At 66.1% G+C, this 24,440-nt stretch carries 22 protein-coding genes; 14 read left to right on the top strand and 8 right to left on the bottom strand.

Annotation, left to right across the window (positions count from 1 at the left end):
- The first annotated feature begins 27 nt into the window (after nucleotides 1-27).
- Nucleotides 28-1,155: a peptide chain release factor 2 gene (prfB, locus tag LZ586_RS13665; protein ID WP_235076831.1), complete on the top strand. Its 1,128-nt coding sequence runs from the start codon at nucleotides 28-30 to the stop codon at nucleotides 1,153-1,155.
- On the top strand, nucleotides 1,152-1,907 hold the full coding sequence (locus tag LZ586_RS13660) for a class I SAM-dependent methyltransferase (RefSeq protein WP_235076830.1): 756 nt from the start codon (nucleotides 1,152-1,154) through the stop codon (nucleotides 1,905-1,907). The genes prfB and LZ586_RS13660 overlap by 4 nt, the downstream gene beginning before the upstream one ends.
- On the opposite strand, the gene LZ586_RS13655 is transcribed toward LZ586_RS13660, so the two are convergent.
- On the bottom strand, nucleotides 1,899-2,249 hold the full coding sequence (locus LZ586_RS13655; RefSeq protein ID WP_235076829.1) for a JAB domain-containing protein: 351 nt from the start codon (nucleotides 2,247-2,249) through the stop codon (nucleotides 1,899-1,901). The two genes, LZ586_RS13660 and LZ586_RS13655, sit on opposite strands and share 9 nt — an antisense overlap.
- A gap of 177 nt (nucleotides 2,250-2,426) precedes the next feature.
- On the opposite strand from LZ586_RS13655, the gene LZ586_RS13650 reads away from it, so the two are divergent.
- The 6 genes from LZ586_RS13650 (at nucleotide 2,427) to LZ586_RS13625 (ending at nucleotide 8,785) form a co-directional block, all read left to right on the top strand.
- Nucleotides 2,427-3,221 carry a thymidylate synthase gene (locus LZ586_RS13650; RefSeq protein ID WP_235076828.1) on the top strand — a complete coding sequence of 265 codons (795 nt, stop codon included), beginning with the start codon at nucleotides 2,427-2,429 and terminating at the stop codon, nucleotides 3,219-3,221.
- 148 nt (nucleotides 3,222-3,369) lie between these two features.
- Complete coding sequence (locus LZ586_RS13645; RefSeq protein ID WP_235076827.1) at nucleotides 3,370-3,840, top strand: dihydrofolate reductase; 471 nt, start codon at nucleotides 3,370-3,372, stop codon at nucleotides 3,838-3,840.
- Between the two features lie 41 nt (nucleotides 3,841-3,881).
- A complete protein-coding gene (locus tag LZ586_RS13640) occupies nucleotides 3,882-4,820 on the top strand; it encodes a bifunctional riboflavin kinase/FAD synthetase (RefSeq protein WP_235076826.1) in 939 nt (312 codons plus the stop codon).
- Between the two features lie 185 nt (nucleotides 4,821-5,005).
- Nucleotides 5,006-7,819, top strand: coding sequence for an isoleucine--tRNA ligase (gene ileS, locus LZ586_RS13635; RefSeq protein ID WP_235076825.1), 2,814 nt, complete (start codon nucleotides 5,006-5,008; stop codon nucleotides 7,817-7,819).
- A gap of 2 nt (nucleotides 7,820-7,821) precedes the next feature.
- Nucleotides 7,822-8,337 (top strand): signal peptidase II, encoded by a 516-nt coding sequence (gene lspA, locus LZ586_RS13630; RefSeq protein WP_413777290.1) that lies wholly within the window; start codon nucleotides 7,822-7,824, stop codon nucleotides 8,335-8,337.
- On the top strand, nucleotides 8,330-8,785 hold the full coding sequence (locus LZ586_RS13625; protein ID WP_235076823.1) for a DUF3035 domain-containing protein: 456 nt from the start codon (nucleotides 8,330-8,332) through the stop codon (nucleotides 8,783-8,785). Before lspA ends, LZ586_RS13625 begins: the two co-directional genes overlap by 8 nt.
- Nucleotides 8,786-8,896: 111 nt before the next feature.
- Here LZ586_RS13625 and uvrB read toward each other — a convergent pair whose 3' ends face one another.
- Nucleotides 8,897-11,092 (bottom strand): excinuclease ABC subunit UvrB, encoded by a 2,196-nt coding sequence (gene uvrB, locus LZ586_RS13620; RefSeq protein WP_235076822.1) that lies wholly within the window; start codon nucleotides 11,090-11,092, stop codon nucleotides 8,897-8,899.
- A gap of 51 nt (nucleotides 11,093-11,143) precedes the next feature.
- Entirely contained in the window at nucleotides 11,144-11,551 is a 408-nt protein-coding gene (locus LZ586_RS13615; RefSeq protein WP_235076821.1) for a hypothetical protein, read from the bottom strand.
- Nucleotides 11,552-12,009: 458 nt separating this feature from the next.
- On the opposite strand from LZ586_RS13615, the gene LZ586_RS13610 reads away from it, so the two are divergent.
- Nucleotides 12,010-12,579, top strand: a complete 570-nt coding sequence (locus tag LZ586_RS13610; protein ID WP_235076820.1) for a DUF3617 domain-containing protein — start codon at nucleotides 12,010-12,012, stop codon at nucleotides 12,577-12,579.
- 36 nt (nucleotides 12,580-12,615) lie between these two features.
- Here the strand turns inward: LZ586_RS13610 and LZ586_RS13605 are convergent, their stop codons facing one another.
- Both LZ586_RS13605 and LZ586_RS13600 read right to left on the bottom strand, forming a co-directional pair.
- A complete protein-coding gene (locus tag LZ586_RS13605; RefSeq protein ID WP_235076819.1) occupies nucleotides 12,616-13,053 on the bottom strand; it encodes a hypothetical protein in 438 nt (145 codons plus the stop codon).
- A 9-nt stretch (nucleotides 13,054-13,062) separates the two neighbouring features.
- Nucleotides 13,063-14,229 (bottom strand): MBL fold metallo-hydrolase, encoded by a 1,167-nt coding sequence (locus tag LZ586_RS13600; protein ID WP_235076818.1) that lies wholly within the window; start codon nucleotides 14,227-14,229, stop codon nucleotides 13,063-13,065.
- A gap of 72 nt (nucleotides 14,230-14,301) precedes the next feature.
- Here LZ586_RS13600 and ligA point away from each other — a divergent pair, with 72 nt between their 5' ends.
- The 4 genes from ligA to LZ586_RS13580 all read left to right on the top strand — a co-directional run bounded on the left by ligA (nucleotide 14,302) and on the right by LZ586_RS13580 (nucleotide 21,336).
- Nucleotides 14,302-16,434 carry an NAD-dependent DNA ligase LigA gene (gene ligA, locus LZ586_RS13595; protein ID WP_235076817.1) on the top strand — a complete coding sequence of 711 codons (2,133 nt, stop codon included), beginning with the start codon at nucleotides 14,302-14,304 and terminating at the stop codon, nucleotides 16,432-16,434.
- Nucleotides 16,435-16,597: 163 nt separating this feature from the next.
- On the top strand, nucleotides 16,598-19,282 hold the full coding sequence (locus tag LZ586_RS13590; protein WP_235076816.1) for a TonB-dependent receptor: 2,685 nt from the start codon (nucleotides 16,598-16,600) through the stop codon (nucleotides 19,280-19,282).
- Nucleotides 19,283-19,423: 141 nt separating this feature from the next.
- Nucleotides 19,424-20,533: a sensor histidine kinase gene (locus LZ586_RS13585; RefSeq protein WP_235079815.1), complete on the top strand. Its 1,110-nt coding sequence runs from the start codon at nucleotides 19,424-19,426 to the stop codon at nucleotides 20,531-20,533.
- Nucleotides 20,530-21,336: a LytR/AlgR family response regulator transcription factor gene (locus LZ586_RS13580; RefSeq protein ID WP_235076815.1), complete on the top strand. Its 807-nt coding sequence runs from the start codon at nucleotides 20,530-20,532 to the stop codon at nucleotides 21,334-21,336. Before LZ586_RS13585 ends, LZ586_RS13580 begins: the two co-directional genes overlap by 4 nt.
- 44 nt (nucleotides 21,337-21,380) lie before the next feature.
- Here LZ586_RS13580 and LZ586_RS13575 read toward each other — a convergent pair whose 3' ends face one another.
- The 3 genes from LZ586_RS13575 to LZ586_RS13565 form a co-directional block, all read right to left on the bottom strand.
- On the bottom strand, nucleotides 21,381-21,656 hold the full coding sequence (locus tag LZ586_RS13575; protein WP_235076814.1) for a DUF3297 family protein: 276 nt from the start codon (nucleotides 21,654-21,656) through the stop codon (nucleotides 21,381-21,383).
- 16 nt (nucleotides 21,657-21,672) lie between these two features.
- Complete coding sequence (locus LZ586_RS13570) at nucleotides 21,673-23,325, bottom strand: FAD-dependent oxidoreductase (RefSeq protein ID WP_235076813.1); 1,653 nt, start codon at nucleotides 23,323-23,325, stop codon at nucleotides 21,673-21,675.
- A gap of 98 nt (nucleotides 23,326-23,423) precedes the next feature.
- Complete coding sequence (locus LZ586_RS13565) at nucleotides 23,424-23,789, bottom strand: hypothetical protein (RefSeq protein WP_235076812.1); 366 nt, start codon at nucleotides 23,787-23,789, stop codon at nucleotides 23,424-23,426.
- Between the two features lie 138 nt (nucleotides 23,790-23,927).
- Between LZ586_RS13565 and LZ586_RS13560 the strand changes: the two genes are divergently transcribed.
- Nucleotides 23,928-24,329, top strand: a complete 402-nt coding sequence (locus LZ586_RS13560) for an EVE domain-containing protein (RefSeq protein WP_235076811.1) — start codon at nucleotides 23,928-23,930, stop codon at nucleotides 24,327-24,329.
- Nucleotides 24,330-24,440 lie beyond the last annotated feature (111 nt).

The raw sequence follows: 24,440 nt of genomic DNA, 5'->3' as shown, positions 1-24,440 counted from the left end.
GCGTCAGGCTTTGAAAGGTTTCACAACATGCGCGCCGAAGCGCAGGCTCACGTCAATCAGATCCAGGCAGCCCTGGCGCTGCTTCGCCGTTCCCTCGATTGGGATCGCGCGCTGCGCCGCCTGGATGAACTCAACGCGCGGGTCGAGGATCCGACCCTCTGGAACGACGCCAAGGCCGCGCAGGACGTCATGCGCGAACGTCGCCGGCTGGACGAATCGATCGGCGCGACCCGGGCCATCGAAAGCGAGCTGAGCGACACTGTCGAGCTGATCGAGATGGCCGAGGCCGAAGGCGACGAGGAGATGGCGAACGACGGCACCGCCGCGCTCGCCGCGCTTGCCGAGCGCGCCGAGAAGGACAAGGTCGTCGCCCTGCTGTCGGGTGAAGCCGACACCAACGACACCTATGTCGAGATCAACTCGGGCGCCGGCGGAACCGAGAGCCAGGATTGGGCGGGCATGCTGCTGCGCATGTACACCCGCTGGGCAGAGCGGCGCGGGCTGAAGGTCGAGCTGGTCGACTATCACGCCGGCGAGCAGGCGGGGATCAAGTCAGCCACGCTGCTGATCAAGGGCGAGAACGCGTACGGCTATGCCAAGACCGAGAGCGGCGTGCACCGCCTTGTCCGCATCTCGCCCTATGACAGCGCGGCGCGGCGGCACACCAGCTTCTCCTCGGTGTGGGTCTATCCGGTGATCGACGACAATATCGACATCGAGATCAACGAGAGCGAGCTGCGCATCGACACCTACCGTGCGTCGGGCGCCGGCGGGCAGCACATCAACACCACCGATTCGGCGGTGCGCATCACCCATTTGCCCACCGGCATCGTCGTGCAGTGCCAGAACCAGCGTTCGCAGCACAAGAACAAGGCCGAGGCATATAACCAGCTCCGCGCCCGCCTGTACGAACGCGAACTGGCCGAACGCGAGGCAGTGGCCGACGCGCAGAACGCAACCAAGACCGACATCGGCTGGGGCCATCAGATCCGCTCCTACGTTCTCCAGCCGTACCAGTTGGTGAAGGATCTGCGCACCGGCGTCACGTCGACTGCGCCGTCCGACGTGCTCGATGGTGCGCTCGACTCGTTCATGGCCGCGGCGCTGTCGCAGCGGGTGACCGGCGAAACCGTCCAGGTGGAAGACGTCGATTGAGGCTGGGCGCTGTCCTGGCCGCCGCCGCGCTGCTTGCCGCATGCGACGGCCAGGCGCGGGATCCGGACACGAAGCGTGCCGACCCGCATAGCGGGTTCCCCGCCGCAGACCGGCCGGTGGCGAGCATCGTCTCGGCGCGCTGGTCGACCGAGGAAGCGCGCGACCGGATGAAGGAAGCCGACCAGGTGATGAACCTGGCCGGGATCAAGCGCGGCATGACCGTCGCCGACATCGGTGCGGGCGAAGGATATTACACGATCCGCCTGGGCCAGCGTGTCGGCAAGGACGGTCGCGTCGTCGCCGAGGACATCGTGCCGCAAGTGATCGAGCGGCTAGGCGAGCGCGTGGTGCGCGAGCGGCTGGCCAATGTCAGCGTGCGGCTGGGCCTGCCCGCCGATCCCCGCCTGCCGGAGAGGAGCTTCGACCGGGTGCTGATGGTGCATATGTACCATGAGATCGAAAGCCCGTACGAGTTCCTGTGGCGTCTGCGTCCGTCGCTCGCGCCTGAAGGCCAGGTCGTCGTGGTCGACGCCAACCGGCCTACCGAGCAGCACGGCACTCCCCCCGACCTGCTCCAATGCGAATTCGCCGCCGCCGGATACCGCCAGGTGTCGATGCGGCAGATGCCCTCCGCGGGCGGGTATCTGGCGATCTTTCGGGCCGAAGGTGAACGCCCCGAGCCGATGATGATCAAGGCCTGCCGCAGCGGCGCGCGCGCCACGCCGGCGGCGATGCAGCAGGGCTCAGAGTAGCCCCAGCGTCCGGAAGCTGGTGACGCCTCGTGCCGCCACGATCAGGTGGTCGAGCAGCCGTACCTCCAGCGTGTCGAGCGCCCGGGCAAGCAGCCGGGTCGCCTCGCGGTCCGCAGTGCTGGGGGTCGGATCCCCGCTCGGATGGTTGTGCGCCATGATTACCGCGCAGGCGTCGAAGGCGAGCGCATCGGCAGCGATGTCGCGGATCGGAACGGCCATGCTCGCGGTCGATAGCGAGCGGGCATGGCGCAGCCCGAGCAGTCCCCGGTCGCTGCCGATATAGGCAAAGGCCAGCACTTCGACGGCTTCGCCAGCAAGCCCGGCAAACAGCGCTTGCGCCACCGCCGGGTCGGATATTTGCAAAAAAGTAGCCGCACCGTTCAACACCCGCAGGAAGCTGCCAGCCGCAGGCCGCCCCGCGAAGCGCGCTCCGCTCCGTTCCGGATACCGACCTGATCCACAGCGGAGGGATCGACGACGGCCTTGCTCCGTCGCGGCCACAGCCGCTAGTCATGCCACATGCGGCAATATCTTGATCTCATGGAGCGCGCGCTCCGTCACGGTGCGGAAACGATGGACCGCACCGGCACCGGCACGCGGTCGGTGTTCGGCCACCAGATGCGATTTGACTTGAGCGAGGGCTTCCCGCTGCTCACCACCAAGAAGCTGCACCTGCGCTCGATCCTGATCGAGTTGCTATGGTTCCTGCGCGGCGACACCAACGTGCAGTGGCTGCAGGACCGCAAGGTCAGCATCTGGAACGAATGGGCCGACGAGAATGGCGATCTCGGCCCGGTCTACGGCAAGCAGTGGCGCGACTGGGAGACGGCGGACGGCCGCCACCTCGACCAGATCGCCGAACTGATCGAGACGCTGAAGACCAACCCCGCCTCGCGCCGCATGGTGGTCTCCGCATGGAACCCCGGCGATCTGCACGCGATGGCGCTGGCGCCGTGCCACTGCCTCTTCCAATGCCATGTCGCCAACGGCAAGCTGTCCCTGCAACTCTACCAGCGCTCGGCCGACATCTTCCTGGGGGTGCCCTTCAACATCGCCAGCTACGCGCTGCTGACGCACCTGCTCGCCGAGCAGACCGGGTTGCAGGTCGGCGATTTCATCTGGACCGGCGGCGATTGCCACCTTTATTCCAACCATCTCGACCAGGCGCGCGAGCAGCTGAACCGCACGCCGGGACCGCTGCCGCGCCTCGAAATCCTGCGCAAGGCACCATCGATCGACACGTACGAGTATGAGGATTTCGCCATTCACGACTACGTGGCGCAACCCCATATCAAGGCCCCGGTGGCAATATGAGCACGTCTCCAATCCTCCCCGGAACGGGGAGGGGGACCGCGCGCGCCAGCGCGTGGTGGAGGGGGCTTGCCGCAGGCGAGTCCTTCGTGGCTCCCCCCATCCACCATGCTTCGCATGGTCCCCTTCCCCGTTCTGGGGAGGATCGAATATGATCACCTTCCACCTAGCGCGCGCCACCAACGGCGTCATTGGCCGCGACGGTGCGTTGCCGTGGCACCTTCCCGCCGACCTCAAGCGCTTCAAGGCCCAGACCATGGGCAAGCCGCTGGTGATGGGCCGCAAGACGTTCGAGAGTTTCCCCAGCCCCCTGCCCGGCCGGCGGCACATCGTTCTCACGCGCGACCCTAGCTGGTCGGCCGCGGGTTGCGAGATCGCCCATTCGCCCGAGGAAGCGCTGGTCCTGGCTGGCGAGGATGTCGCGGTGATCGGCGGTGCGGAAGTCTTCGCGCTGTTCCTGGGCCGCGCCGATCGCATCGAATTGACCGAAGTCCACGCCGATGTCGAAGGCGACGCCTGCGTGCCCGCGTTCGGCTCCGACTGGCGGGAGGTCGCACGCGAGACCCACGCCGCGCAGGGCGATCGCCCGGCGTACAGCTTCGTCACGCTCGAACGGGCCTGACGCACTAGCGAGCGCCGGCCATGCCCCCTATAGCCACCCGCATGGAGCGGCTGGACGGTGGCTCGGCGGTTCCGCCGCGGCTGAGAGGCGCGATCGTCGCGCTGGGTAATTTCGACGGGTTTCACTTGGGCCACCAGGCAGTGGTGGGCCAGGCGATCACGCGTGCCCAGGCCGAAGGGCGGCCAGCGATCGTCGCCACCTTCGATCCGCATCCCAAGCGCTTCTTCAGGCCTGCCAGCGACCATTTCCGCCTCACCACGCTCGACCAGCGTGAGCGGCTGTTCGCCCAGGCGGGGGCGGATGCGATGCTGGTGTTCCCGTTCGACGAAGGGCTGGCGAGCCTGAGTGCGCGCGGCTTTGCCGAAGAGCGGCTGGTCGCGCGGATCGGCGCGGGCGGTGTGGTAACGGGCGCCGACTTCACTTTCGGCAAGGGCCGCGAAGGCGATGTGGCCAGGCTTGCGGAACTGGGCCGCGAACTCGGCTATTCCGCCGATATCGTCGCAGCGGTCAGCCTGGACGGCGAGACCGTGTCCTCCAGCCGCATCCGCGAGCATCTCCGCGCCGGCCGCCCCCGCGACGCCGCCCGTCTGCTCACCCGCCCCTTTGCGATAGAGGGCGTAGTCGAAGGTGGTGCACAACTTGGCCGCACGCTCGGCTACCCCACCGCCAACATGGTTCTCGCCAACTATCTGCGCCCCGCCTACGGCATCTATGCGGTTCGAGCGCGGCTGCCCGACGGGCGCGCGCTGGACGGCGTCGCCAACCTCGGCATCCGCCCGACCATCGAACCGCCACTGGAACTGCTCGAAAGCTTCTTCTTCGACTTTTCGGGCGACCTTTATGGCCAACGCCTCGAAGTGTCGTTGATCGACTATCTCCGGCCCGAGGCGAAGTTCGACAGCCTCGATGCGCTCAAGGTCCAGATGGACCAGGACGCGGCCCAGGCGCGGAAGCTGCTAACCCAACATCCTCCCCTGTAAGGGGAGGTGGCGCGCGCAGCGTGTCGGAGGGGTGTCACCGGTTGTTCCGGCATAGTTCGTCGATGGGGGGTATCCCACCGTCAGCACCTCCCTTTCCCAGCGGGAGTCAGATTGCTCCCCGAATCGTCAGGCCCGCCAACTCCGCCTTTGCAAGCGCGCGCGCTTCCTTTAATCCGCGCGCACTCATGAGCGACACCAACGACACTCCGCGCGACTGGCGCGACACCGTCTTCCTTCCGAAGACCGATTTTCCGATGAAGGCCGGCCTCGCCGCCAAGGAACCCGCGATCCTGGAGCGCTGGGCGAAGATTGGCCTGTACGACCGCCTGCGCCGCGAACGCGAAGGCCGCGAACGCTTCATCCTGCACGATGGCCCGCCTTACGCGAATGGCGACATTCACATGGGCCATGCGATGAACAAGATCCTCAAGGACATCATCGTCCGCAGCCAGAGCCTGATGGGCAAGGACGCGCCGTACGTGCCCGGCTGGGACTGCCACGGCCTACCGATCGAGTGGAAGGTCGAGGAAGCCTACCGCGCCAAGAAGCTCAACAAGGACGAAGTCGACCCCGTCGCCTTCCGCGCCGAATGCCGCGCCTATGCCGAGAAATGGGTGCAGGTGCAGCGTGGCCAGTTCGAGCGCTTGGGCATCATGGGCGATTGGGAAGACCCATACCTCACCATGAAGTTCGAGGCTGAGGCAACGATCGTCGGCGAGCTGCTGAAGTTCGCCGAGAGCGGCCAGGTATATCGCGGCGCCAAGCCGGTGATGTGGTCGCCGGTCGAGAAGACCGCGCTCGCCGAAGCCGAAGTCGAATATGAGGACATCACGTCCACCCAGATCGACGTGGCGTTCGAGATCGTCACGGCGCCGAATGCGCCGGACGTGGAGGGCGCGCATGCGGTGATCTGGACGACCACGCCGTGGACGATTCCAGTGAACCAGGCGCTCGCCTATGGGCCGGATATTGACTACGTCCTGGTGCACATCAATTCGGCATCGGGAAGTGCAGAACGCCACCGCGCGAGCCACTTCGTTGTTGCCGAACAACTGCTGGAACAGTTCTGGTCGAGGGTCGGCGCGCACGATCATAGCGTTGTCTGGCGCGGCAAGGGCTCGCAGCTGGAAGGCGCGGTCGCGCGCCACCCGATGCACCATCTCGGCGGCTTCTTCGCCAAGCCGCGCCCGCTACTCGCCGGCGATTTCGTCACCACCGACGCCGGCACCGGCCTGGTCCATATGTCGCCCGACCACGGCGAGGACGACTTCCTGCTGTGCAAGGCCAACGGCCTCGATCCCGTATTCGCGGTCGATGGCGCCGGCTTCTACCGCGCCGATTGGGCGTGGCTCGGCGGCCAGGGTTCGGTGATCAACAAGAAGTTCACGGCGTCCGACGGTCCGATCTGCACCGATCTGCGCGAAGCCGGCGCGCTGCTCGCCGCCTCGGACGACTTCAAGCACAGCTATCCGCACAGCTGGCGCTCCAAGGCCAAGGTGATCTTCCGCGCGACGCCGCAATGGTTCATCCCGATGGACCGCGCGTCGCACTCGAAGGAAGAAGGTGTGCCGGAAAGCAACGGCGCCACCCTGCGCGAGCTTGCCCTGAACGCCATCGAGCAGACCCGCTGGGTGCCTGAGCGCGCCGAGAACCGCATTCGCTCGATGGTCGAAGGACGCCCGGACTGGGTGATCTCGCGCCAGCGCGCCTGGGGTGTGCCGATCGCGCTCTACGTCAACCGTCACACCGGCGACTATCTGCGCGACGCCGCGGTCAATGCCCGCATCCTCGAAGCCTTCCGCGCTGGTGGCGCGGACGCCTGGTTCCAGGCCGATCATCAGGCGCTGCTCGGTTCCGAATATGACGCAGCCGATTACGAGGTCGTCACCGACATCCTCGACGTATGGTTCGACAGCGGCTCGACTCATGCCTTCGTGATCGAGGCGCGCTATGGCCAGGGCGTCCGCGCCAACCTCTACCTCGAAGGGTCGGACCAGCACCGCGGCTGGTTCCAGTCGTCGCTGCTCGAGTCCACCGGCACCCGCGGCCGCGCGCCTTATGACGCGGTGCTGACCCACGGCTTCGCACTGGACGGCAAGGGCAAGAAGATGTCCAAGTCGCTCGGCAACGTGGTCGACCCGCTCAAGATCATTGCCGAAAGCGGCGCCGATATCCTGCGCCTGTGGGTCGCGCAGACCGACTATTTCGAGGATGTCCGCATCGGCAAGGAAGTGCTCGCCGGCACCGGCGACACTTATCGCAAGCTGCGCAACACCTTCCGCTATCTGCTCGGTGCGCTGGAAGGCTTCACCGACGCGGAAACGCTGCCCGTCGCCGAGATGCCCGAGCTGGAGCGGTACGTCCTGGTACGGCTGGGCGAGTTGGACGGCGAACTGCGCGCCGCTGCCAACGCCTTCGAGTTCAATCGCTACAGCCGGGCGCTGACCGACTTTGCCAATGAGGACCTGTCGGCCTTCTTCTTCGATATCCGCAAGGACTCGCTCTATTGCGACGCCCCTGGCGATCCCAAGCGCCGTGCCTATCGCACCGTGCTCGACATCCTGTTCCACGCTTTGGTCCGCTACGCCGCGCCGATCCTCGCCTTCACTGCCGAGGAAGTATGGCAGGCCCGCTTCCCGAGCGATGGGGACTCGGTGCATCTGCTCGAATGGCCCGAAGTGCCGGTGGTCGAAGGCGCCCTGTCGGCCGACTGGTCACAGGTCCGCGCGCTGCGCGAGCGCGTGACGGAGGCAATCGAGCCCTATCGGCGCGAGAAGAAGGTGCGCTCCAGCCTGGAGGCCGAAGTCACGACGCCCGACATGCCGCTGTCCGGCGGCGATCTTGCCGAGCTCTTCATCGTGTCCAAGGTCACGCCGGGCGACGCGGTCACGGTTACGCCCACCGATCGCCTTAAATGCGGCCGGTGCTGGCGGCATCTGCCGGAAGTTGCGGAGGACGGCGCGTTGTGCGACCGCTGCGCGCAGGTGGTGGACGCATGAACATGAACCGCAGATTGGGGCTGCTCGTCGCCGCCTCCGTGTTCCTGATCGATCAGGTCAGCAAATATTGGGTGACCGGTCCGCTGGGCCTGAACGTCCAGGACGCGTCGCTTACGGTGCTGCCGATCTTCGATCTGCGCTTCGTCAAGAATATCGGCGTGTCGCTGGGGCTGCTGCCGGCCAGCGGTGCGATGACTCGCTGGCTGCTGGTGCTGCTGACGGGCGCGATCGCAGTCGGGGTGTGCGTGTGGATGCTGCGCGAGAAGAAGCGGCCCGACATCATCGCGCTGGGGCTGGTGCTCGGCGGGGCGCTGGGCAATATCCTCGACCGCACCCGGATTGGCTATGTCGTCGATTTCGCCGACTTGCACTTTGGTGACTGGCGCCCCTTTTTGGTCTTCAATGTCGCCGATGCGGCGATTACCATCGGCGTGCTGATCCTGTTGATCCGCGCCCTGTTCGTGCGCGATACGCCGGCCGGCAAGCCGGCTCCTGTGGAGAATGAAGTCAATGCGTAAGCTGATCACCATCGCGAGCGGCATCGCGCTTGCCGCCTCGCTGTCGGCCTGCGGCAAGAGCGGCATGAACCGCAACCGTCCCGACGAATTCGCCGTCGCGCGCCAGGCGCCTCTGGTGATCCCGCCCGACTTCGCGCTGGTGCCGCCGCAGCCTGGCGCCCCGCGCCCGCAGGACACCAAGGCTTCCGACCAGGGGCTCGACGCATTGTTCGGCGGATCGGCCGCACGCAGCGCCAGCGAGAGCGCGGCGCTTCAGGCGGCAGGCAGCAGCGGCGCCGATATCGGCGCGCGCAGCAATGCCGGCAGCCCGAACACCGCGGTAGTCGACAAGGGCGGCACCACGTCCGAGATCATCGCCGCGCCGGCGGGCAATGGCCGCGACGCAAGTGCGGGCACGGGTGCCGCGGCACCGCAGCCGGCGACGACGCCGGCACCGCAGCCGCAATAAGCTCGGGAGTTTTCGGGTAAGAGGGGCCGGTTCGCGTGTGCGGGCCGGCCCTTTTTCACGCCGTCGTTGCAAGCGCCCGCGTGCGTCAGGCAACTCCCCGCGCGAGGCGGTTCACCGCCCGCGCGTGCCGCTCGCCCGGATCTTCTGCTGCTTGCCGTAGCGCGTCTTGCGCGTGCCCGGCTTGCCTTCGTTCGAGCGGCCCATCACCGGCGCCTTGTGCTCGCTGGCGGGAAGCCCGAGCTCCTCGGCCTCCAGCGAGCGGATCTCGTCGCGCAGGCGGCCGGCTTCCTCGAACTCCAGGTTCGCGGCGGCGTTGCGCATCTTCTTCTCGAGCTCCTCGATATAGGCGCGCAGATTGTGGCCGACCATGTGCGGCCGGTCCTCGTCAATCTCGACCAGCACCCCGTCCTTCGACGCGACATGGGCGATGATGTCGCCGATGTTGCGCTTGATCGTCGTCGGCGTGATCCCGTGTTCGAGATTGTACGCCTCCTGCTTCTCGCGGCGCCGGCCGGTTTCGGCGAGCGCGCGTTCCATGCTGCCGGTGATGCGGTCGGCATAGAGGATCACCCGCCCCTCGACGTTGCGCGCCGCGCGGCCGATGGTCTGGATCAGCGAGGTCTCCGAACGCAGGAACCCTTCCTTGTCGGCGTCGAGGATCGCAACCAGCCCGCATTCGGGAATATCCAGCCCCTCGCGCAGCAGGTTGATGCCGATCAGCACGTCGTACACGCCCAGCCGCAGGTCGCGGATCAGCTCGATGCGCTCCAGCGTCTCGGTGTCCGAGTGCATGTACCGGACCTTGACCCCGGCCTCGTGCATATACTCGGTCAAATCTTCGGCCATGCGCTTGGTCAGCGTCGTGACGAGCGTGCGGTAGCCGAGCGCCGTGGTCTTCTTGCACTCGACGATCAGGTCCTGGACCTGCTCCTCGACCGGCTTGATCTCGACGGGGGGATCGATGAGCCCGGTGGGGCGGATCACCTGTTCGACGAAGACGCCGCCCGACTGCTCCATCTCCCACCCGCCCGGGGTGGCCGAGACATAGGTGGTCTGCGGACGCATCGCGTCCCATTCGTTGAAGCGCAGCGGACGGTTGTCGATCGCCGAAGGCAGGCGAAAGCCATATTCGGCGAGGGTGACCTTGCGGCGGTGATCGCCGCGCGACATGCCGTTGATCTGGCCGATCGTCTGGTGGCTCTCGTCGACGAACAGCAGCGCATTCTCGGGCAGATATTCGAACAGGGTGGGCGGCGGCTCGCCCGGCATCCGCCCGGTGAGGAAGCGCGAATAATTCTCGATGCCCGCGCAGCTCCCCGTCGCCGCGATCATCTCGAGATCGAAATTGGTGCGCTGCTCCAGCCGCTGGTGCTCGAGCAGCTTGCCCTCGGCCTCCAGCTCCTTGAGTCGCTCGGCGAGTTCATGCTTGATCGCTTCCATCGCCTGTTTGAGCGTCGGCCCGGGCGTCACGTGGTGCGAGTTGGCGTAGACGCGGACGCTGTCCAGGGTCGCCACCTTGCTGCCGGTCAGCGGATCGAACTCGGTGATCTCCTCGATATCGTCGCCGAAGAAGCTGACCCGCCAGGCGGTATCCTCATAATGCGACGGGAAGATCTCGAGGCTGTCGCCGCGCACGCGGAAACTGCCGCGCGCGAACGCCGCGTCGTTGCGCTTGTATTGCAGCGCGACCAACTTGCGGATGATCTCGCGCTGGTCGACCACCTGGCCCTTCTTCAAGTCGAAGATCATCGCCGAATAGGTCTCGACCGAGCCGATGCCGTAGAGGCACGATACCGAAGCGACGATGATGACGTCGTCGCGTTCGAGCAGCGACCGCGTCGCCGAGTGGCGCATCCGGTCGATCGCCTCGTTCACCGAGCTTTCCTTCTCGATATAGGTGTCGGACCGGGCGACATAGGCTTCGGGCTGGTAATAGTCGTAGTAGCTGACGAAATATTCGACGGCGTTCTCGGGGAAGAAGCTCTTGAACTCGCCATAAAGCTGGGCGGCGAGGATCTTGTTCGGGGCCAGGATCAGCGCCGGGCGCTGCAATTCCTCAATGACCTTGGCCATCGTATAAGTCTTGCCCGATCCGGTGACGCCGAGCAGGACCTGATCGCGCTCGCCGTTACGCGCCTGCTCTACGAGCTCGGGAATCGCGAAACGCTGGTCTCCCGAAGGCTGATAATCGCTGATCAGCTTGAAGCGCTTGCCGCCCTCGCTCTTCTCCGGACGGTTGGGACGATGCGGGACGAAGTTCTCGCCGGTTTCGGGCTCGGTGAGGGTGGTGCGGATCTGGATTGCCATCGGGAGTCCATATTGGGTGCGGGACGCAGTGCCGCAATCGGCGTGTTCGAGTCAGGTCGACGGTGCCGTTGGCGGATACAGCACCTGCTTCTTGCCGAAGCGCAGGCGCAGCGCTTTCTCGCGGTTGGTAGGGTCCATCTTCTCGACATCGACCTCTTCGGGATATTTGAACGATACCGAAAACGTGCCCTGCTTCACGTCATACTCCATGACCGACCAGCGCCTGTCCTCGGGCTCTGCAGACCAGGCCTCGAGCAGCAACAGGGGGAGCTCGCTGTCATCGGACTCGAGATAGCGGACGACGTCCCCGTCGGGCTTGAACACGCTCGGCGTCACCCATCCATTGCCGACCTCGGCATAGAGGAAGACGCCTTCGGGGTCGCCATCGGCGAGACTGGCCAGTTGCTGGGCGATCTCGTTCATGACCGAGCCCAACAGCTTGAGCCTGGCGCGTTGCATCCGCCGTTCCCGTGCGCGCGCCTTCGAAGCCTGCTTCGCAGCCGCGGCGGCGGCCGGATCGGAGGCTCGCGCTTTCGGCTCCAGCATCGGCGGAGCCTTCAGGACGACCGTCGCTGCGGGTGGGCATTTCTTCCGCCGCGCGCACTGCGCCGGTGCCGCTGGTTCAGAAGGCGTCTGGGCCACTGCGGCCTGAGCCGGCATTCGCGGCGAGAGCGCCGAAGCTGCCGGGGCCATCAGGACGCACAGCACAGCCATGGCCGCCGCCACCCTCGCCGGGCCGCCGGCTAGAGGAACCTTGAAGGATGCCAGCCACCGCGATGCCGAGATCTGCATGAGACTCTCCCCGATTGCTGTAACCCATAGCATCGATATCAGAACATAGCAAGAACATATGCGCCGTTGCAAATTCGCCGCTTTTCGCGTCTGAGAGGGCCGACCAAGATCCAGGGACGAATTCGATGCGCACCATCCTGCTTGCCCTCACGGCGCTAGCGCTGTCCGCCTGTCAGTCGGCCGAAGAGAAGCGCGCCGCCGAGACCGGTGAGATCGACGCGACCGACGCCACGACGGAGGAAGTGTCGACGCTGATCAAGGCAGCGCAGCCTAAGGCGGCGATGACGCCGGGCAAGTGGACGCTGGCGCTTCGGGTCGCGTCGACGGATCTATCGGGACTGCCCGCTTCTGCCCGCGCGGCGCAGGAACAGGCGATCAAGGGGCTCGAGCGTGCGTCGACCGCCTGCCGGACCAAGGACGAGCTGAAGCCGATCGACCTGTCGCAGCTGGAAAAGGTGGCGGGAAGCTGCACCTATCCGCGCTACCAGTCCAAGGGTGGCAAGCTGGACGCGGTCATCGCCTGCAAGAAGGAAGGCGCGCCGGATACGGTGCTCCATGCCTCGGGCACGACCGGGCCCAACGGGTTCGACGTGACGCTGGATCAAAAGACCGGTGCGCCGGGTCAGGCCGGGTATATCGCGCTGACGCTGCGGGCCACGGGGAAGCGCGTGGGAGCCTGTCCCGCCGCTGCCTGAGGTGAAGGGCACGCGTTCCCGCGCCTGACCAGCGCCTTATCGCCGGTGGTAGGCGATGGCCCACATCGCCAGCGCGATCCCTGCGGCCAGGACGCCGAGCAGCCCGGCGGTAAGCAGCGCGCTTACCCAGCGGAACAGCGCCGCGCCGCTGGCCGTCGTCGCCTGATCGAACAGCCCGAAACCATGGGTCTGCGCCCCGACGAACAGCGTGACGGTCAGGACCGCACCGGCCAGCGCGGCGGTGACCGGACCGCGCAATCCGGCGACATGGAGCACGAGCCACAGCGGGCCGGCGACCGCGACCAGCCCCAGCGCCCCCAGCAAAGTGCCCAGGATGAAGCCGAGCGCAAGCGCCTGGGCGCCATGGCGTCCGTCGGGCAGAAGCAGCAACAGCGTGACCAGCCCCAGCATCAGGCTTCCCGCGCCCAGCGCAAGCCCGGCGCGATCGATGCTGGTCTCGTAGCGGCCCGTCATCCGCATCGCTTAGCGCAGGGCATCGAACTGGCCCGCGCGAACACAGGCATCGAGCTTGGCGAAGTCTGGCGACGGACCCGGGCTGCCCATCGGGGCGATCTCCACCGGCCGTCCGATTGCCACTGGCGCAAAGCGGCGCGAGTCGGCACCCGCGCAACGTTGCATCGCCCCGAGAAGCCGCGGCGGCGTGTCATAGCCCTCGCGCGACAGGCGGAACGTGCCCCAGTGGATCGGGATCGCCTGAGGCTGGCCGAGCCCCTGCCAGATGTGCAGTGCGCCGAGTGGGCCGACATGGCTGCCCGCGGCCATCTGCTTCTCTTCGAAACGGAATGCGCCGATCGGTATGGCGGCAAGGCGGATCGGGCCCAGCGCCGCGGCTTCGGCGGGCCATTTGCCGTCACCCAGCCCGGTGTCGCCCGAAAAGAAGAAGTTGCCGCCCGCCAGCTCGACCACGAAGCTGGACCACAGAGCGCGGTTGCGGTCGGAGAACCAGCGGCTGCCCCAATGATGGTTGCGGGTGACGGCCACGCGCATGCCTGGGCGAACCTCCAGCGACTGCCCCCAGTCGAGCGCCCGCGCGGGCACCCCGGCTCCGGCCATCACTCGGTCGTTGCCCAGCGAGGTGACGATCAGCGGACGGTCGCGCAGCCACAGCCGCTTGAGCGTCGCCAGGTCCATATGGTCGTAGTGATTATGGCTGACGAGCACGAGGTCGATCCGCGGCAGATCGTCGAAACGGATGCCGGGCGCCGCCACGCGCGTCGGGCCGAAGCCCAGCGGCCCGGCGCGGTCGCTCCACACCGGATCGGTCAGGATATTGAGGCCGTTGGTCTGGACCAGCAGCGTGGCGTGGCCAACCCAAGTGACGCGCATCGCCTGCCCATCGACTCGCGGGGCCGGCTTGCTCTCCCGCACCGAAACCCGTTCGGGCCACACCGGGCGGCCATCATTGCCGAGCAGATAGCGGGCGAGGAACCCGAACCGGCCGCTGCCCTGCGGCGTACGGAGTCGGTCGTCATCGCCATCGGGATTGAAGAAGCGGGCGCCGTCATAGTGCGCACTCTCCGGCCCCTCGTAATAGATGCGGTCGAGGAAGTGCGGGAGCACCGTCGCTGCCAGGCAGAAGGCGACGACGATCCACAACAGGACGGCCAGGACGAACTTGAAAACGCGCATGCCCCGTCATCGCGGGCGGCGGGCGTGCGATCAAGCTTGATCGTCGGGGCCGCCCTCCCCTAACCCGGCGCGATGACCGCCGAGCTGCCCCGCACCCAGGAAGACGCCGCCGCCGAGCTGGAGCGGCTCGCCGCCGAGATCGCTCGCCACAACCGGCTCTATCATGGCGAGGATGCGCCCGAGATCAGCGATGCCGACTACGACGCGCTGATGCGCCGCAATGCGGCGGTCGAGGCTGGCTACCCCGAACTGGTGCGGACCGATTCCCCGTCGCGGCAAGTGGGATCGGCACCCTCCGGGCACTTGGCCAAGGTCGCGCATGCGCGTCAGATGTTCAGCCTCGACAACGCGTTCGCGGACGAGGACGTCGCCGACTTTCTCGGCCGTGTCCGCCGCTTCCTGAACCTGGGGGACGGCGAGCCGGTGGCGCTGACCGCCGAGCCCAAGATCGACGGCTTGTCCTGCTCGCTGCGCTACGAGAACGGCACGCTCGTCCAGGCGCTGACCCGTGGCGACGGACGCGTGGGCGAGGACGTGACCGCCAATGCACGGACGATCGCCGACGTGCCGCAAACGCTGGTAGGCGCGCCCGAAGTCTTCGAGGTGCGCGGTGAGGTCTATATGGCCAAGGATGCCTTCGCCGCGCTCAACGCCCGGCTGCTCGCAGAGGCCGAGGCTGCAGGCAAGGAGGCACGCCAGTTCGCCAATCCGCGCAATGCCGCCGCCGGCTCGCTGCGCCAGAAGGAATCGGCGGTCACCGCGGCGCGCCCGCTGCGCTTCCTCGCCTGGGGCTGGGGCGAAACCAGTGCGCTGCCAGGCGAAGCCCAGGCCGACATGGTAGCCGCGCTCCGGACGATGGGCTTTCCCGTCTCCGACCTGTTCGCGGGCCCGTTCGATCTCGACGGGGCGCTGGCGCAGTACCGCGCGATCGAGGCGCGCCGTGCCGACCTGCCGTTCGACATCGACGGCGTCGTCTACAAGGTCGACCGGCTCGATTGGCAGACGCGGCTCGGCTATGTCGGTCGCGCGCCGCGCTGGGGGATCGCCCACAAATTCCCGGCCGAACGCGCCCAGACGACGCTCCAGCGGATCGACATCCAGGTCGGGCGCACCGGCAAGCTGACTCCCGTGGCCCGGCTAGAGCCGGTGACGGTAGGCGGCGTCGTCGTCACCAACGCCACGCTCCACAACGCCGACGAGATCGAGCGGCTGGGGGTGCGCCCGGGCGACCGCGTCGTGCTCCAGCGCGCCGGCGACGTGATCCCGCAGATCGTCGAGAACCTCACGCGCGACGAGGTCCGCGAGCTGTGGACCTTCCCGAGCCATTGCCCCGATTGCCGCTCCGAAGCGGTACGCGAGGAAGGCGAGGTCGACATCCGCTGCACCGGTGGGCTGATCTGCCCTGCCCAGCGGCTGGAGCGGCTGCGGCACTTCGTCAGCCGCGGCGCGCTCGACATTGAGGGGCTGGGCGAGAAGACGCTCGTCGAGTTCCTGGATCTCGGGTGGATCGCCGAGCCGGCCGACATCTTCCGTCTGTCCGGACACCGCGACGACCTGCTGGGGCGTGAGGGATGGAAAGAGAAATCGGTCGACAACCTGCTCGCCGCGGTCGAGGCCAAGCGCAGCCCGGATCCCGTGCGGCTGCTGTTCGGCCTGGGCATCCGCCACATCGGCGTCGTCACTGCGCGCGACCTGCTCAAGCGCTACGCCAAATTGCCCACGCTTCAGGTGCTGGCCGACGAACTCGTCGCGCTGCGCGCCGGCATGGCCCCGGTGCTCGGAGAACCTTCCCAGAAGTTCCAGGCACGGCTGGACAAGGCAATCGCGGAGCATATCGGCGTCGAGAATGTCGGCGCCGCGGTCGGCCACGCGCTTGCCGACTTCTTCCACGAACCGCATAACCGTACGCTATGGGACGATCTGCTGGCCGAGGTCACGCCTCCGGACTTCGTAGTGGAAACCCGCGAATCCGAAGTCAGCGGGAAGACCCTCGTCTTCACCGGAAAGCTGGAGACGCTGAGCCGGGACGAGGCCAAGGCGCAGGCCGAATCGCTGGGCGCCCGAGTCGCCGGCTCGGTGTCGGCGAAGACTGATCTGGTCGTCGCGGGGCCCGATGCCGGGTCGAAGCTCAAAAAGGCCGCGGAGCTGGGTATCCGCGTCATCACCGAGGCCGAATGGTGCACGATCGCAGCCGCAGCTTCGTGACTTTTTTGCAACGCAGCACAACCGAATCGGCGCGCAACTCACAGAGTTCATAACGGTTCCATTGACTGTCATAGAGTCGACATAAATCCTTTCCATGGGCCGGGCCTGACGGTGAAGCTCACCGCGTGACAGTGCTCAGCGAGCACACCGAAAGGGACATTTAATGCGCACTAAGCTTTGTGCTGGCGTGGCTTTCGCCGCGCTGATGATTCCGGCGAGCGCCTTCGCGCAGTCGACCGGCACGATCGACGCCGAGGAAACCGAAGTTGTCGTCACCGGTGCCCGCTCGTCGGACGTCGCCGGCGTCCAGATTCCCGACACGTCGAAGACGCGTCAGGTCCTGACCAGCGAATTCATCCAGCGCCAGGTCCCGGGTCAGTCGATCAACGAAGTGATCAACCAGATGCCGGGCGTCAGCTTCCAGAACAACGATCCCTATGGTTCGTCGGGCGGCACGCTGACGATCCGCGGCTTCGATTCGAGCCGCATCTCGCAGACGTTCGACGGCATCCCGCTCAACGACACCGGCAACTATGCGATCTATTCGAGCCAGCAGCTCGATCCCGAGTTGATCGAGCAGGTCAATGTCAGCCTAGGTTCGACGGACGTCGACAGCCCGACCGCGGCCGCGACGGGGTCGACCGTCAATTATCGCAGCATCACGCCGAGCGAAGACTTCCACGCCAAGCTGATCGGCTCGGCAGGTGACTGGAGCATGTTCCGCGTGTTCGGTCTGGTCGAGACCGGCAACTTCACTCCGTTCGGCACGCGCGCCTGGCTCTCGGCGAGCACGCAGTCCTACGAGAACCCGTTCAATCGCGCGTCGAAGGTCGACAAGGCCCAGTACAACGCCAAGCTGTATCAGCCGGTCGGCGGCAATGGCGACTTCGTCGCGGTCGCAGGCCACCTGAATATCAGCCGCAACCAGAACTTCACCTCGGGCGTGCTGCGCACCGATCCGACCGTGATCACGGTCGCAGGCACTGCGCCGAACCAGACGCTGGTCACCACGCCGCGCGTCGTCGGCACCGCTACCAGCAACCGCTTCCCCACATCGCGCGACGAGCGCTTCTATGACCAGGGCCGTTGCCAGATCGACACGGCACAGGCTGGTGTCGCCGACACCCCGAGCGGCTGTGGCACGGCGTATGACTACAGCTTCAACCCGTCCAACACCGCCAACCTGCGTGCAAACTCGCGCTTCACGCTGGCAGATGGCCTGGTGCTGACCGTCGACCCTAGCTACACCTACACGCGCGCCAATGGCGGCAAGAGCGACGTCAAGGGCAATGAGGGCTTCTACACCCGCGCTGCCGGTGCTGCCGGCGCTGCGATCACCACGCCGATCTTCGGCTATATCGGTGGTCAGCCCTATTTCGGCGGCGTGGACCTGAACGGCGATCGCGACATCATTGACGGTTCGGGCCGTAACGTTGCGACCGGCGCGCTCACCAACACGGGCCAGGGCGTCACCGTCTACGCTCCGAGCCACACCGAGACGAACCGCTACATCCTGATCTCGTCGCTCCGTTACGAGCTCAACGATCAGCACACGGTCCGGATCGCCTACACGCACGATTACGGCATCCACAAGCAGACCGGTGAAGTCGGACTGCTTCAGCAGAACGGCTACGCACAGCACGTCTTCCCGAAGCTGACTCCGCTGCTCGACGCCTCAGGCGATCCGATGCAGAAGCGCAACCGTCGGTCGCGTGCGATCCTGGACCAGGTCTCGGGCGAATATCGTGGCCAGTTCTTTGGCGACGCGCTTCAGGTCAACGCCGGCATCCGCGCTCCGTTCTTCAAGCGCAAGCTGAACAACCTGTGCGTTTCGGAATCGGGCAGCGGCATCGGCTTCGTCGATTGCTTCAACGACGCCGCCTCGCAGGCCGCCTTCCTGGCCGCCAACCCGGCCTACGCCGCTCCGCAGCAGCGTGAGTTCAACTACAGCGCGGTGCTGCCGAGCGCCGGCTTCACGTTCGATCTCGCGCCGTCGCTGTCGGTGTTCGCGAACTATTCGAAGGGCCTTCAGGTGCCCGGTACGGATAACCTGTATCAGTCGTTCGCCTTCCCCGTCACCAACGACCGTGCAAAGCCGAACCCGGAGAAAACCGACAATTTCGACGCGGGCCTGCGCTATCGCTCGGGCAAGATCCAGGCACAGCTGGCGGGCTGGTACACGCTGTACAAGAACCGCCTCGCCTCGGCCTATGATCCCGAACTGGACGTGTCGATCTACCGCAACCTCGGCACGGTCGATAAGTACGGCATTGACGGCAGCATCGCCTACCAGCCGATCCGGCAGGTGAGCCTGTATGCCTATGGTTCGTACCTGAAGTCGAAGATCCGCGACGACGTCGTCAGCGGCGAGTGCACCGCCGCCAACGTGACCGCCGGCGCCAATGGCTGCACCGCCATTGGCCAGGCGATCTACGCGGCAACCGCCGGCAAGCGTGAATCGGGCGCCCCGGTCTACACCTTCGGCGGCCGCGCCGAGCTGAACCTGGATTACTTCCAGTTCGGCATCCAAGCGAAGCGCACCGGCGAGCGCTACGTCAACGACGTCAACCTGCCGGTGACGCAGAGCTACACGCTCAACAACGTGGTCACCAACTACCAGGTATATGGCGAGAAGACTCCGGCTTACACGGTTGTCGATCTCGACCTGCGCGTGCCGCTCACTTTTGCGAATGTGGGCGACCGCACCTACCTGCAGTTCAACCTGACCAACCTGTTCGACGAACTCTATGTCTCTGGCTTCAGCGGCAACCTGTCGAACACGAGCGTCCGCAACGCTTATTTCGGCGCACCGCGCACGTTCATGGGCTCGCTGGTCGTCGGCTTCTAAGCCGCACGTCCAACTGAACCAACGAAGCCGCCGCTCCAGCAATGGGGCGGCGGTTTTCGTTTGTGCCCCCTCTTTGCCCCCTGGTGCGCGCAGTGTTAGAGGGCGCCGGTGCGCAACGCAGTGGAACCCGCGCGGCGACTGATGCCGCAAACCGTCAGCCAGCCTGGACTGCTCTCCCGACCCTTCTTCGAAGACAAGTCCCGCGCCTTCTGGATGCTGCAGGCCGCCGGCTGGAGCGGCTATCTGCTGCTGCGCACCGTTTCCAGCATCTCGAACGAGCTCGAGGTCGACCGCATCATCACGGCGATCATCGAATCGATCGTCGGCTATTGCCTGACCCTGCTGCTATCGACGCTGTACGGCTATTACCGCGGATTGCCGCGCATCACCGGCATCCTGCTCACGCTGGGCACGCTGGCACTCGCAACGGTGATCTATGCAGTGCTCGACGCCTTCACCGTATCCTTCATCAAGATGGCGGAACCCGGCATCAGCGTGCGGCTGGTGCTCGCGGCGCTGTTCCTGAACTTTACGGTGCTCGCCGGCTGGTCGGCGCTGTATTTCGGGATCAACTTCTACCTGATCGTCGAGCAGCAGATCGACCAGATGCAGCTGCTGGAGAACCAGGCGAGCCATGCCCAGCTGGCGATGCTGCGCTACCAGCTGAACCCGCACTTCCTGTTCAACACGCTCAATTCGATCTCTACGCTGGTGCTGCTCAAGCAGACCGAGCGTGCGAACGTGATGCTGAGCCGGCTGTCGTCGTTCCTGCGCTACACGCTTGCAAACGAGCCGACGGCGCATGTGACGCTCAGCCAGGAGGTCGAAACACTCAAGCTCTATCTCGAGATCGAGAAGATGCGCTTCGACGAACGGATGCGCCCGCATTTCGACATCGATCCGCGCGTCGCGAAGGCACGACTGCCGTCGCTGCTGCTCCAGCCGCTGGTCGAGAACGCGATCAAATATGCAGTCACGCCGCAGGAAGAGGGCGCCGACATCACCATCACCGCTCGGCTCACCGGAGAACGGGTGCAGATCGCCGTGTCCGACACCGGGCCCGGATTGATCGAAGCCAAACCAAGGCCGACCCTTTCAACTGGCGTGGGGCTCGCCAATATACGGGAACGGTTGGCACAGGCCTACGGGTCTGACCATCGCATCGAGACGCGTACGAACCCTGGGGATGGGTTCAGCGTCGAGATCGAAATTCCGTTCCAGCTTGAGGAACCTAACCGAGAGGCCGCATGACCATCCGTACCATCCTCGTCGACGACGAACCCCTGGCGATCCAGGGGCTCGAGTTGCGGCTCCAGGAACACGAGGATGTCGAGATTATCGACAAATGCTCCAATGGCCGCGAGGCCATCCGTTCCATCAAGACGCACAAGCCCGACCTCGTATTCCTCGACATCCAGATGCCCGGTTTCGACGGGTTCTCCGTCGTGCAGGGACTGATGGAAGTCGAGCCACCGCTGTTCGTCTTCGTCACCGCCTATAGCGATCACGCCATCCGCGCCTTCGAAGCGCAGGCAATGGATTACCTGATGAAGCCGGTGGAGCCCTCTCGCCTCGCCGATACTCTGGATCGCGTACGCCAGCGCCTGACCGAGAAGCGCGGCGTCGAGGAAGTCGACCGGCTGAAGGAAGTGCTGGCCGAAGTGGCGCCCGACGCCGTCGACGACATGGCTGCTGCCGATGGCGGCGGCGAGATGGCGTCGAACCGGTTCGAGAAGCTGATCAACATCAAGGACCGGGGCCAGATCTTCCGCGTCGATGTCGACACTATCGAGCGCATCGACGCCGCCGGCGATTACATGTGCATCTACACCGGCGACAACACGCTGATCCTGCGCGAGACGATGAAGGACCTGGAGAAGCGGCTCGACCCGCGCAGGTTCCAGCGCGTCCACCGCTCGACCATCGTCAACCTGGACCTGGTCAAGCAGGTCAAGCCCCACACCAATGGCGAATGCTTCCTGGTGCTCGATTCGGGGGCGCAGGTGAAGGTCAGCCGGTCCTACCGCGACGTGGTGGCGCGGTTCGTGCACTAAGGTCCTGCCATCACCCCGGCATCTGCCGGGGTGATGGCCAGGCATTAGCCCTCGGCTTCGTCTTGGGCCGCTTCGCCCTCGGCAGGACGCTCGAACCACGCCTCGACCAGGCCGACCAGCTTGATCGTCAGGGGCTGGCCCTTGCGGTCGACCTTCTTGCCCAGGGCAACGCGGATCCAGCCTTCGGAAATGCTGTATTCCTCGACGTCGTGGCGCTGCTGATCCTTGAAGCGGATGCCGATGCCACGCTCCAGCACCTGCTGGTTGAAGTGCGGGCTCTGTGGATTGACCGACAGGCGGTCGGGAGGGGTGTCGCTCATGCGGCTGCCTTTGCCGCTATTGGCGTACGCTTTCAAGGTAACGGTGCAGCGCGGACACCACCACGGATCCCTCGCCCACGCCCGAAGCGACGCGCTTCACCGATCCGGCGCGAACATCGCCCACTGCGAAGATGCCCGGCTGCGACGAACAGAACAGCGTGTGCCCTTCGCTGGTGCTCACGAAGCCGGCCGGATCCAGGTCGATGCACCCGTCCAGCCATTCCGTATTGGGCTCCGCACCGATCATCACGAACACCGCCCCGACCTCGCGTCGCTCGGACTCGCCGGTCTGGCGATCGGTCCAGCGCAGCGCGCGGAGATGTCCCTCGCCTTCCAGTTCGCTGACTTCGGTGAACGGGTGCAGCGTGATTCGGTCGGACGCCTCGATCCGCTCGATCAGGTAGCTCGACATGGTCGCCGCGAGTCCGGCACCGCGCACCAGGACATGCACATGCCCTGCGGTGCGCGACAGGAAGATCGCCGCTTGCCCGGCGGAGTTGCCGCCGCCGACCACGACCACTTCCTGCGACGCGCAAAGCCCCGCCTCCATCGCAGTCGCGGCATAATAGATGCCGTTGCCTTCCAGCTCGGCATAGCGCGGCAGGTCAAGCTTGCGGTAGCGCGCGCCGGTCGCGACCACCACCGAGCGGGCCTGAACGCTGGCGCCGTCGTCCAGCTGCAGCCGATAGGGCTGAACCGCGCAGTCGATCCTGGAGACCGATCGCGACACGAGCAGCCGCGCCCCGAACTTCTGCGCCTGCACCTGGGCACGGCCGGCAAGCGCCTGGCCGGAAATGCCGGTGGGAAAGCCCAGATAATTCTCGATCTTCGAGCTGGTCCCCGCCTGCCCACCCGGCGCGATCGATTCGATCACGATCGTGTCGAGCCCTTCCGACGCGGCATAGACCGCCGCTGCCAGGCCCGAGGGGCCTGCGCCTACCACTACCACGTCATGGACATGCTCCGGGTCGATCGCCACCGTCAGCCCCAGCGCGTCGGCCAGCTGCGCGTTGGAGGGGCGGCGCAGCACTTGGCCGTCGGCGACCACCACCGGCAGGTCCGCTTGCGTCAGCGAGAAGCATTCAAGGAAGCCTGCCGCGTCCGCGTCCTGTTCGGTGTCGATCCGGCGGTGCGGCAGGGCGTTGCGGGAGAGGAAGGTCTCAAGCCGCGCGGTATCCGCCATATGTCCGGGGCCTACCAGCGCCACGCCACCCTCGCCGTGGAGCAGCATCCCCACGCGCCGCAGGATGAAGGCGCGCATCACGATCTCGCCGATGTCGGGCTCGGCGGTCATCAGCCGGCGGAAGTCGCTCCGGCCCACCCGGATGACGCGGGTCCCCGGCAGCGCCCGCGCCGTCACCAGGATCGTGCGGTCGTTGAACAGGTCGAGCTCGCCGGTGAATTGGCCGGGCTGGTGGCGATGCACCATGCGTGCCTCGCCCTTCACGTCGCTGTCGAGGATCTCGATCCCGCCTTCCAGGCACAGGAAGAAGTCGACGCTGCGGTCGCCACGCCGGAACAGCGTCGCGCCATCGGGCAGCGCTTCTTCCTCACCGAAGCCGGCGACGCGCCCGGTCATTTCCGCCGACAGGATCGGAAAGGTCTGGCCGAGCCGCTGATAGGGATCGGCGGCATCGACGGGCGTGGTGGCGGGCGAATCGCTGTGCATGGCCCCAATGTAGCTGCACATCTCCGCAAGCGAAGAGGCCTATACGAAAGAAGGCGGCGCGGACCCTGCCCGCGCCACCCGTTCATGCGCCGCCTGGATCAGCGGCAGTAGCGCACCCGCACCGGCCGGCCGATATACGGGTCGTACATCCGCCGAACGCCGCAGCGCTCCCATCCGCGATACCGCCGGTAATTGTCGCGATAGTAATAGCCGTCGACCGGATAATAGCCGTGGCTGCGATAATAGCGCCGGTCATAGTCGTAGCGGCGGTCATAGCCGCGGTCGCTGGCCAGCGCGGCGCCGATCGCCAGCCCGGCGATGCCAGCCACCAGCGCGGCCCCACCATTGTCGCGGTCGCGATAATAGCCGCGATAGCGCTGCGCCTCGGCGGCAGGCGCCGCTGCGGCAAGGACGGTCGCGCCGAGCACGCTGCCGAGAACCGCCTTCTTCACGAAATTGGTCATCAAAGCCTCCTCTTCATGCAAGCGCCCGATCCACGAAGCGGCTGGAGTCGGACGCCGATGCTTGGTGGATAACGCACATAGGCTGAACCCGTTCGAAATCGGTTGTTCACCCGTCGTTTAGCCGGCTAACGCGCCGCCATGGCGTATTGGCTCCTCCGCTCCGAACCCGATGCCTATGGCTGGGACGACCTGATCCGCGACGGCGCGACCGAATGGAACGGCGTGCGCAACTACACCGCGCGCAATTTCCTCAAGGAGATGCAGCCCGGCGACCAGGCGATCTTCTATCATTCCAACATCCAGAAGGCCGCGGTCGGCATCATGGAGATCACCCGCGCCTGGCAGCCCGATGGCGACGATGGCAAATGGGCGAGCGTTGCCGTGAAGCCGGTGCGCAAGCTGGCCAAGCCGGTGCCCCTGCCCGACATCAAGGCCGAGCCGCGGCTGGCCGATCTGGAGATGATCCGCCAGTCGCGTCTGTCGGTCACGCCGGTGCGCCCCGAAGAATGGGCAGTGCTGCTGGAAATGGCGGAAGGCTAAGCCGGCGCCGCTCCCGCGCTTGTGGCGGTTCGGCCAGAAGCGACTCGCGCGGGCACCGATGGACATCCAACCTTTTGGTTGGATGAGAAAACGCCCGATTCTCGCCGATTT

Source organism: Sphingomonas sp. S2-65 (genome assembly GCF_021513175.1).
Taxonomy (GTDB): domain Bacteria; phylum Pseudomonadota; class Alphaproteobacteria; order Sphingomonadales; family Sphingomonadaceae; genus Sphingomonas.
The sequence above is the reverse complement of the archived record's forward strand: the minus strand, read 5'-3'. Positions and strand labels throughout refer to the sequence as shown.

Bases quoted from the DNA above. Each gene is read 5' to 3' on its own strand.
- LZ586_RS13610 (WP_235076820.1), top strand. From the start codon at position 12,010: ATGCGCACCATCCTGCTTGCCCTCACGGCGCTAGCGCTGTCCGCCTGT.
- ileS (WP_235076825.1), top strand. From the start codon at position 5,006: ATGAGCGACACCAACGACACTCCGCGCGACTGGCGCGACACCGTCTTC.
- LZ586_RS13600 (WP_235076818.1), bottom strand. From the start codon at position 14,229: ATGCGCGTTTTCAAGTTCGTCCTGGCCGTCCTGTTGTGGATCGTCGTC.
- lspA (WP_413777290.1), top strand. From the start codon at position 7,822: ATGAACCGCAGATTGGGGCTGCTCGTCGCCGCCTCCGTGTTCCTGATC.
- LZ586_RS13625 (WP_235076823.1), top strand. From the start codon at position 8,330: ATGCGTAAGCTGATCACCATCGCGAGCGGCATCGCGCTTGCCGCCTCG.
- prfB (WP_235076831.1), top strand. From the start codon at position 28: ATGCGCGCCGAAGCGCAGGCTCACGTCAATCAGATCCAGGCAGCCCTG.
- LZ586_RS13565 (WP_235076812.1), bottom strand. From the start codon at position 23,789: ATGACCAATTTCGTGAAGAAGGCGGTTCTCGGCAGCGTGCTCGGCGCG.
- LZ586_RS13590 (WP_235076816.1), top strand. From the start codon at position 16,598: ATGCGCACTAAGCTTTGTGCTGGCGTGGCTTTCGCCGCGCTGATGATT.
- LZ586_RS13605 (WP_235076819.1), bottom strand. From the start codon at position 13,053: ATGACGGGCCGCTACGAGACCAGCATCGATCGCGCCGGGCTTGCGCTG.
- LZ586_RS13575 (WP_235076814.1), bottom strand. From the start codon at position 21,656: ATGAGCGACACCCCTCCCGACCGCCTGTCGGTCAATCCACAGAGCCCG.
- LZ586_RS13570 (WP_235076813.1), bottom strand. From the start codon at position 23,325: ATGCACAGCGATTCGCCCGCCACCACGCCCGTCGATGCCGCCGATCCC.
- ligA (WP_235076817.1), top strand. From the start codon at position 14,302: ATGACCGCCGAGCTGCCCCGCACCCAGGAAGACGCCGCCGCCGAGCTG.
- LZ586_RS13640 (WP_235076826.1), top strand. From the start codon at position 3,882: ATGGAGCGGCTGGACGGTGGCTCGGCGGTTCCGCCGCGGCTGAGAGGC.
- LZ586_RS13560 (WP_235076811.1), top strand. From the start codon at position 23,928: ATGGCGTATTGGCTCCTCCGCTCCGAACCCGATGCCTATGGCTGGGAC.
- LZ586_RS13650 (WP_235076828.1), top strand. From the start codon at position 2,427: ATGCGGCAATATCTTGATCTCATGGAGCGCGCGCTCCGTCACGGTGCG.
- LZ586_RS13585 (WP_235079815.1), top strand. From the start codon at position 19,424: ATGCCGCAAACCGTCAGCCAGCCTGGACTGCTCTCCCGACCCTTCTTC.
- LZ586_RS13615 (WP_235076821.1), bottom strand. From the start codon at position 11,551: ATGCAACGCGCCAGGCTCAAGCTGTTGGGCTCGGTCATGAACGAGATC.
- LZ586_RS13645 (WP_235076827.1), top strand. From the start codon at position 3,370: ATGATCACCTTCCACCTAGCGCGCGCCACCAACGGCGTCATTGGCCGC.
- LZ586_RS13580 (WP_235076815.1), top strand. From the start codon at position 20,530: ATGACCATCCGTACCATCCTCGTCGACGACGAACCCCTGGCGATCCAG.
- uvrB (WP_235076822.1), bottom strand. From the start codon at position 11,092: ATGGCAATCCAGATCCGCACCACCCTCACCGAGCCCGAAACCGGCGAG.